We start from the raw sequence: 8,907 nt of genomic DNA on the forward strand, positions 1-8,907 counted from the left end.
AAATCTTGAAGCACCTGCGTACTGAAACATCTTAGTTTTCTGTACGTTGTTTGGTATCAGCATTACTTTTATGGCTTTTACCATCTGTTTCCTCCTGTATCAATTCCCGGATAAGTTTCTTAGCTTTGTTCGCTCGTTTTCCTTGTAATTTGCAGCTGAATACTGTGATTATTTGAACCAGATCTTCAACAAGTTCCTGCTGTTCCGATTTTTCAGTATTATCAATAATCTCAATCTCACAATTATAAAGTGAAGCGATATATTCTATCAACTCAAAACCAAATCGCAATAGCCTGTCTTTATATAAAACAACAACCTTTTCAACCTGATTTTGAGAGATTCGTCTGATCAATTCCTGAAGCCCTTTTTTATTATAATTAATCCCAGAACCGATATCGCTTATTATCTCAAACGGCTGCCCTTTTGCCAAAAGATATGTCTTAACATTATCAATCTGTCGTTCCAAATCATCTTTTTGTTTATGGCTGGAAACGCGACAATATCCAATTGTAATGCGATTTTTAGGCTTTACATTTATTACCTGGCTGAGTTGCTCATCGGAATAATATCTATAGCCACTTACTGTAGTATGATGCGGATGAAGTTTTCCATTGGCATCCCAATTTCGTAATGTCTGAGCAGATACGCCTATAATTTTTGAAAATTCATGTATAGAATAATATTTACTCAAAGTATCAACTCCTTTCAATAATATTCCACTCTAACATCTTATAAAACTCAACACCAACTTATACAATTTTATAATTTATATTTAACTGTCAACAACCTCTTTTCCTGTTTATTCCAGTTCTTTCTATTCTATTTTCATTTTACTTCTTTACACGGATCCACGGATTTTTCTCCATGAAATGTTCCAGACGCTCTGGGTTCTGGTCAGAATGTTCGACCTCTCTGGAGTAGCGGTAGGTCAGCTCCACAACTTCTTCCATGGAAAGTGTCTTTTCATTTTCCAGCCATCTGGCGCGCAAGATTTCTTCTATTATATAGACACTGTACACGCACACCTGCATTTTCGCCTGAATACGTCCATCATAAACTGCCCCACAGAAATAAGTAAACACAAAATACACCAGCATTTGTTCCAGCATAATGTCCCAATCCGGCATATGCTCCTGCTTCCACAGTTCAAATTCCTGGAGATTTACAAAGTATCTGAGCTGGTCAATGTCTTCCTCTGACTGTTCCTCTCCACCCTTTTGTGCTGTATTGCCTTTTTGTATTGCATTGTCTTTTTGTATTGCATTGCCTTTTTGTTCTGCATCGCTCTTCACAGAATCCTCATACACACTTGCCAGACCGCCGTAAAGTAATTTGTCTGCGTCCATCAGCACATACAGCCAGTTTTCTTTCAGAAGCTCCAGCCGATACAGATACTGAAATGTTTTCTGTGCGAATTCGAATCGTCCGGTCTCGTCTTTTTCAAATGCTTCCAGACGTTCTTTTGTGTACTTTCTGGCTGTCTCGGACTCGTATTTCTTCGGAATATCCTCACAGGAAAACATTTCCCTGCGGTCTACATGTGCCTGCATATCATGGCTGATCGCCAGTGCCAGCGCCATACGGTGATGAATAGAGAGACTTCTATCCTGAAGCATTTTTAAAATGCTTTCTCTTGCGTCCACCAACTGTGAATAAAAGAACAGGTCGAAGTCGCCATAATCTTCTTCTCCCGGCTTCTCATAACTTAAGAAATGCACCGGATTTTTCTTGCCTAATATGATTCTTGCTGCCTCCGGGCAGGAAAGGGAGAGCGTGATTTCCCTGACTCCCTCGAACTCTTCTATGTGGCGCGGATACATTTTACAAGTCCGGCACAGGCTGTCCGGTCCCGCCATCTGATAAAGCCGGCAGAGATTATTCTGGTTTAAAAATGCACAGCGCTTTTCCGTATCCTGACGGAAGACGCCCTCGCGCCAGTTGACACAGCGGCGCAGCTCGCGGGCGAGATTCTTTTCAATATTATTAAGCCCTGTTGCTGCCTTTGCGTACCGCCGCTTCGACTTCTCATCAATTACAATCTGCCACCCCGCGCAGCAAGTGTCCTCGCAGTCTGCGGCGATACAGGAAAATTCTTTATAATAATCTGGTATGGTACATAACATCAAATATCCTTCTTTCCAAGACGGACATCTTCCATCTCTTTTACAAATGCTTCATCCATATGGTCGAAAAGGTAATTTTTTGTGCCGCCTGTACGCTCCTTAATTTCTTCCTGAATCTGTCTGCGGGTGATTTCTACCTCTTCATAAAATTCTCTGGAAGAAATAAGTGCGCTTCCCTGTCCCTGGGTCACGACCTGCTCCACGCCATCGGAAGTTACGACTGTCACATGGCGTTTTCGTCCGATATGGTGCACGACCTTTTCTATGTACTGATCTGCTGTCTCAGCCTGCTTCGTATAAACAACGTGAATGTTGTGGTATTTCTGAATCTCCAGCGTATCGCCATCCACCTTATATGCATCAAACACAAGGATCACGGTACATTTCTTAAATCCCTGATAGTTGCTTAAGATATCCATTAATTTATTTCTGGCACTCTCCATGTTCACCTTTGCCAGTTCTTTCAGTTCGTCCCACGCGAAAATGACGTTGTACCCATCTACTAAAAGATATTCCGCAACCTTCTCCTGTGGTTTTTCTTCTTTATATTGGGACTGGGCAATGATCGTACGCGGTCCGCTGCCTGGTTTCTTGCGTTCAATCTTTCCGTAAGTCCGCATGAAAATCTCTTCCAATTCCCGGTCTTCCGCGCCAAAATCACGACTTCTGCCTGATTTTGAAGGACTTCCACCGGCAGCACCATTTCTTAATACACCTCTGCCATTGCCGTCAGCTTCTTCGTGCATTTTCCCCGCATCTTTGTCTTTTCTGAGATACTCCTCCAACTTAGAGGAAATGTGCATATGCTCCGGCACTTCCTGCCATGGTACATAATATCCGGCTCCGTGACTGCAAAATATAGAACCGGTCGGATTCTCGTTGTCCGCTTCCGGGTCATAGCCTGCATTTTCCAGAATCTCTTCTGTATTATGGCATGGTGCATAGCCCTGAAATACAAGTGTCAGCCGTCCCCGTCCTCTTGTGTAGCTCACCACTTCTTTCTGGTAATCACGCATACAGGCAACCGGCGCGCTTCCTGTAAGCACACTCTGATCCCCGTCTGTCTCCGGTGGCGCAAATTCACCGTACATACGCTGAACATCCGTCAGTGCACGCCCGATCATTTCTGACGGCACTTCCAGACGGAATTCGTAATATGGCTCTAACAGTACACTTTCCGCCTGCATCAGTCCCTGGCGCACTGCCCGGTAAGTAGACTGTCGAAAGTCACCGCCCTCCGTGTGTTTCAAATGTGCTCTTCCTGCTACCAGTGTGATCTTCATATCAGTAATTGCCGCTCCAAGAAGCACACCTCTATGCTCCCGCTCCAAAAGATGTGTGAGGATCAGCCGCTGCCAGTTCAGATCCAGATCATCCGTACTGCAGTCGGTCGAGAACTCAAGTCCGCTGCCCGGAAGTCCCGGCTCCAGAATCAGATGCACCTCCGCATAATGGCGGAGCGGCTCATAATGCCCTACACCTTCTACGACATTTTTTATTGTTTCCTTATATACAATATTTCCAGTGCCAAATGTCACATCTACTCCGAATCGTTCGCTTACCAGACTTTTCAGAATCTCTGTCTGCACCTCGCCCATAAGCTGAACATGGATTTCGCCCAGTTCTTCATTCCAAATGACCCGAAGCATGGGATCTTCTTCCTCGATCTGACGCATATAGCCGAGCATGGTGTGTGCATCCACCTGATCAGGGAAATAAACCTGATAATTCAGAACTGGTTCTAACATCGGTGTTACTGCCTGTTTACCGGCTTCAATTCCAAGTCCCTCCCCTGGAAATGTATGCTTTAATCCTGTCACAGCACAGATCATGCCTGCTTTCGCCTGTTGTACTGTCTCGAATTTTTCTCCGGAATAAATTCGGATCTGGTCTGCCTTCTCTTCCCACGGCTCAGAGACTTGTCCACCTTTCAGCAAAGATTTAACTTTCAATTCACCGGAAGTAATCTTCATGTGAGTCAGCCGGTTTCCCTGAGGGTCACGGGAAATCTTATAGACACGCGCACCAAACTGCTGAGCATCTCCGCTGTTCTGTAATCTATTATCTGCCTGATCATAATTGGCCGAAACATTATCTCCCACATATTTTCCAATCCCGTCCAGTAATTCCTGTACACCTTGTAATTTCAGCGCAGCACCAAAATAACAAGGGAAAATCTGACGATCTGCAATCATCTGGCTTATGGTATCTATAGAAACTTCTCCCGCTTCCAGATACACTTCCAGTGCACGTTCGTCCCCCGTGGCAATATCTTCCGGATCTTCCATATCCACACAGGAAGCATCCAGTTTTTTCTTCAGCTCTTTTAGAATCAGCGCCTTGTCCGTCCCCGGCTGATCCATTTTATTGACAAATATGAATGTCGGAATCCGGTAGCGCGCAAGCAGATTCCAGAGCGTGCGGGTGTGTCCCTGCACGCCATCAGCTCCGCTGACTACCAAAACCGCATAATCCAGCACCTGGAGCGTCCGCTCCATTTCCGCGGAAAAATCCACATGCCCAGGTGTATCCAGAAGTGTCACCTGGCTGTCACCAAGCTGAAACACTGCCTGCTTGGAAAAAATCGTGATTCCCCGCTGTCGTTCCAGCGCGTAGTTGTCAAGGAACGCATCCCCATGATCTACACGCCCCGGCTTACGGATCTGTCCTGTCAGATAAAGGATTCCTTCTGAAAGCGTTGTCTTTCCAGAATCCACATGTGCCAGAAGTCCCACGCTGATATATCGTTTTGGTTTCGTTTCAGATGTCGTTCCCACCTAAAATCCCTCATTTCTACTAAATCGTTGATTCTTGTTTTAATATAACTCGTTTTAATTCAATCGTCGAGTTAAATTTGAATTAAAAACTTCTATTACTTTATATTCCAATGTTTATCTCAGTCGAGAAGGCTCCCACCTCTTCAGGTGGTGAGTAATAGCAAATTTGTCTCAGTGGGAGTTAGGTCTCCGACTGAGATAAACGCTCCGCGAGGATGCGCAGTGATTCTGATAGGAATATGTCAGCTTCTCTGACCAGAATCACGCGCCAAGTCTCACGGACGTTCGACTTGAAAAATGTTGAACATTTTTTTGCTACACTGGTATCCAATCCATGCACTTAAACTTCCAAAGATAACTCCACTGAGAATGTCTGTCGGATAATGTACATACAGGTACATTCTGGAAAATGCGATTAGAATTGCCAGCGCAAGGGCTGGTTTCCACAGTTTTTTCTCGCCTGCCAGATAAAGGGCTGTCACACTGGCAAACGACGCTGCTGTGTGTCCGGACGGAAAAGAAAAATCTTTCGGTTTTGCAACTAATATCTGTACTGCTGTGTTGACATCGTATGGCCGCACTCTCGCAATCAGATTTTTTAAAATTACATTGCATAAAATCACATCTACAATCAGTGCTGCTGCCATGATCACACCGCTTTTTCTTGTCTTTGGAATCAGAATCATGACTATCGTAAGGATTATCCATATAATTCCCGCGTCTCCCAAATGTGTGATCAACTGCATGATCTTGTCCAGAATTGGCGTATGTAAGCTCTGCAGCCAATTCAATATTTGTATCTCCATAATATATTCTCCTTCCTGCGGCAGCAAAGGGGCAGTCTCAAGGAATGATTTCTTATGTTTTTCTTAAGTCTGCCTCTCATAATATTACTTTAGAATTATATCAATTGAATGTCATTACAATCCCAGCTCTTTTAACAGCTTTGCCTGATACTCAGAATCTGAAGCTGCCTTTGCCAGATCCTTGTTTCTCCCTTGTTCCAATAAATATACAATCAACTTATTAATTCGCGCCTCTCCAACACGTTCGCCTTCTTCTCGTCCTTCTGCGTATGCTTCCTGCCTTTCCATTTCTTTTTCTTCCCACTTCTGCATAAACTTTATCTCCATTTCTTTGCTGCCCTTTAACCTGGTGACACGCCATAGCTTCTCCTTTCTTTTCGCAGATAAATGTCTGTTCAAAAGAAAATGCTATGATTTCTACCTATAGATTAACATATACTTTCAGTATATTCCAGTATATGAAGATAATTTCATATCATTTTTTAACTTCATTTATCTGTCTGCCTCTCATAATTTTGTTTCATATTTCATTCAAGAATGCCTCGGCATTCTTGCTGCGAGGTGCGCGGGGCTGTCGGTAATAACGCTTTTTAGCGCTGACAGCACCAAACAAAAATATCCTGACAGTTACAAGGCTTTCTGGCTCTGCAACTTGTTCAGGATATTTTTATTTTAATAAGTACTTTCTGTTTTTGGCCGCAAAAAATCCTTGTTTGGATTTTTACGGCCGCATTTTTTTCTAGACAGTTTTTCCCTCAAATTTTTTCAGCTTTTATTATAAACCTTTTGTAAAGAGAAAAAAGCATGCAGTAAATCACTACACACTCTCATCATTCATCCCACTTATCTATTCTTATTATCTGTTGTTTTCCTTTTGTCTCAATCACTTATAAAAAGTTGCTCTACAGTCCAGCAGTCCGCCCATGTCATTGATTGCCAAGTCCAGACGCTTAAAGATACCCCCATAGTCCATGCAACGGCTCAGGAAGTGATACCAGCCTGTTTTCCTTGCCTGTAAGACATGTTCCAAGTGCCGACAGCCCATGCCCTTTAATTCCAGTAAAACGCCCATAGAAGCGTCTTTAGAAGCCGTAACGACAATCTATCCATAGCGGTATAATTCCTCATACCCGAACAGTCCGTAATCTTCATGGATAAAGTATTCTATCTTCATAGCCAGCACGTCTTTGATAATCGCCAGTGCGTCCGTCGTAGGGAAGCGGACACGCAGATAATCAACGTTCAGTGTAAAAGGCTGTGTGCATTTGCAGTAGTCGAGATAATGTAGGAGCGTATGCTTCATTTCCTTGCTGGCTCTTGTTTTCCCGTTTTCAATCTCATTCAGGTTTTGCCTGCTGATATGCAGTTCCTTTGCCAGCCTGCTTTGGGAATAACCGCAGGCGTTCCGTTTTGTTTTCAATGCTTCGATAAATTCCATGTCGTTCATGTTCATTCCTCCAATCAAAAAAGGCATACGCCCATAGGAGCATACACCTTGTATTTTGTGCTTCCGATATGCTGTTTTCACCCTGTCGGGTAGAAATGACAGGGTGTGAAGTACAGTAAGTCCTTATAACTTCGTACATCGTTTCATATCGGGACTTTTGTATGTGTTTTGGCTTTTGTTTTTTATAATAGTACCCCCCTGTTAGATAACGGGGGCTTGATAAGGCTCGCTACGCTCGCCCAACCGACGAAGTGAACCGCCCGCTCGCCAGCAAGCTGGCGTGGCGCTATGTCTTACGACCGCCACCGCTGGCGGATCACTCTGTCGGTTCGTTAAATTTGTAGCCTGTTTGTATATAACATTAACCTCTATCTAACTAAAATGGAATGGAACTAACAAATTGAGTATAACAGCAATCACAACAGCACTTAATATCATATACGCTGTCTCCTTAATGGTATTACGTTTTAGAGCCACTAAGCCACAGCAAAAGACTATCACTTCTAAAATTGAATATATATCAAAATAAATCCAGCCATAAATAAATGTAAAATTGAATAAAATAGCAATTATTATTACCGAAAGCATAAAAGATATTTTGCTTTCTCCCTTAGCGTACCAACAAATAAATGCTAAGAATGGAGAAATAGCTGTAAAGCCAACCCAAATCATTGCATAACTTTTCGGAAGAAAGCCTGCGACATAGTTGGAATATATATAATAACTGGAAACCATTCCAACAAAAAATACAAATACATTTAACGACGCTCTAAGTGAAGAACGACTATAAATTGCTATACATAAGGCAATAAGTAACCATACAGCAAAACGACCAAGAAAATTTCTAACATCTAAATATTCAAATATAAACGGCAAAGCATTGCTTGCTGTATTATCTAAAAATTTTGAAAAAGTTCCTAGAACTATTCCAAGACACAGTATAAGTATTGTATTTCTGATTTTTCTGCTAACTGGTATTTCATTTTCTGTACTTCTTGTATTATTCAAAAACTTGTTCATAATACACCTCTAAACTCAATTTTCCCTATTAAAGGTTAAAAATCTTGTGCCTTGAAACGTCAGCTTTCCTTTATCTCCTTCTGCAAGTGTTCCGTACTCTGAGCCAGATACAGACATCTCCATTCTGTCGCCACTTTCTACTTGAAAAGTGACATAATAAGTAGTGCTGATTGTTGTATGATAGCCATGTGCTCCTGACATATCTCCTGCATTCGGCTGATTGTGATGTGTGGTATTCTGGCGTTTTGCCACTATTTTTGCCGATACGGTTAAACGAGGAGAATTGTTATTTTTATGCCAAGTAGCAATTCCTTTTATAAAAATGAATATAATCATTATAAAGATTAGTATGAATATTACTGGAAATAGCATTTCTATTATATTAAACATTTTTTCCCTTTCTTACTATAATTTTTAATAGGCGTTTGCGAAACGCCACAAGCCGCATGAATACGGCATTTTTCTGTTATGAAAAACAAATAACCCCTCACTGGATATGGTATAATAGAGTTGACTAAAAACTAAAAACCATCACCCAAGAAAGGAGTTATTCTGATACCTATGATACCATATAAACAGCTTTCTTTGGCAGAAATTTTTACAGATTGCCAAGAAAAACTTGATAATGACAAACCTGCGTTTCTCTCTCTATTAGAAACTCATATCGACATTGATGAAATTATTCCGATTTCCTTTAGAAACCATTTTTATGCATCAACGGGCAGAACCCGTAA

General features: G+C 42.1%; 8 protein-coding genes and 2 pseudogenes. 1 reads left to right on the top strand and 9 read right to left on the bottom strand.

What is annotated here, in order from left to right:
• The 9 genes and pseudogenes from G593_RS21660 to G593_RS0117815 form a co-directional block, all read right to left on the bottom strand.
• Positions 1 to 60: hypothetical protein (locus G593_RS21660; RefSeq protein ID WP_242827136.1), on the bottom strand; the 60-nt coding region annotated here is incomplete at its 3' end.
• Positions 32 to 691 (bottom strand): IS607 family transposase, encoded by a 660-nt coding sequence (locus tag G593_RS0117780; protein WP_029732546.1) that lies wholly within the window; start codon positions 689 to 691, stop codon positions 32 to 34. The genes G593_RS21660 and G593_RS0117780, both read right to left, overlap by 29 nt.
• A gap of 139 nt (positions 692 to 830) precedes the next feature.
• Entirely contained in the window at positions 831 to 2,123 is a 1,293-nt protein-coding gene (fliB, locus tag G593_RS0117785; protein WP_029732547.1) for a flagellin lysine-N-methylase, read from the bottom strand.
• Positions 2,123 to 4,900, bottom strand: coding sequence for a translation factor GTPase family protein (locus tag G593_RS0117790; protein WP_029732548.1), 2,778 nt, complete (start codon positions 4,898 to 4,900; stop codon positions 2,123 to 2,125). Before G593_RS0117790 ends, fliB begins: the two co-directional genes overlap by 1 nt.
• A 275-nt stretch (positions 4,901 to 5,175) precedes the next feature.
• Positions 5,176 to 5,706, bottom strand: coding sequence for a phosphatase PAP2 family protein (locus G593_RS0117795; protein ID WP_029732549.1), 531 nt, complete (start codon positions 5,704 to 5,706; stop codon positions 5,176 to 5,178).
• A 114-nt stretch (positions 5,707 to 5,820) separates the two neighbouring features.
• A complete protein-coding gene (locus G593_RS0117800) occupies positions 5,821 to 6,018 on the bottom strand; it encodes a hypothetical protein (RefSeq protein ID WP_005338928.1) in 198 nt (65 codons plus the stop codon).
• 571 nt (positions 6,019 to 6,589) lie between these two features.
• Positions 6,590 to 7,180 (bottom strand): annotated as a pseudogene (locus G593_RS18925) (helix-turn-helix domain-containing protein).
• A gap of 345 nt (positions 7,181 to 7,525) precedes the next feature.
• Positions 7,526 to 8,173 carry a DUF6518 family protein gene (locus G593_RS0117810; RefSeq protein WP_005338932.1) on the bottom strand — a complete coding sequence of 216 codons (648 nt, stop codon included), beginning with the start codon at positions 8,171 to 8,173 and terminating at the stop codon, positions 7,526 to 7,528.
• 15 nt (positions 8,174 to 8,188) lie between these two features.
• On the bottom strand, positions 8,189 to 8,563 hold the full coding sequence (locus tag G593_RS0117815) for a DUF2500 domain-containing protein (RefSeq protein ID WP_005338934.1): 375 nt from the start codon (positions 8,561 to 8,563) through the stop codon (positions 8,189 to 8,191).
• 171 nt (positions 8,564 to 8,734) lie between these two features.
• Between G593_RS0117815 and G593_RS21070 the strand changes: the two are divergent.
• Positions 8,735 to 8,907, top strand: a pseudogene (locus G593_RS21070) (ISNCY family transposase); the annotation flags it as partial.

It is taken from the genome of Dorea sp. AGR2135 (assembly GCF_000420885.1).
Classification (GTDB): Bacteria; Bacillota; Clostridia; order Lachnospirales; family Lachnospiraceae; genus Dorea; species Dorea formicigenerans.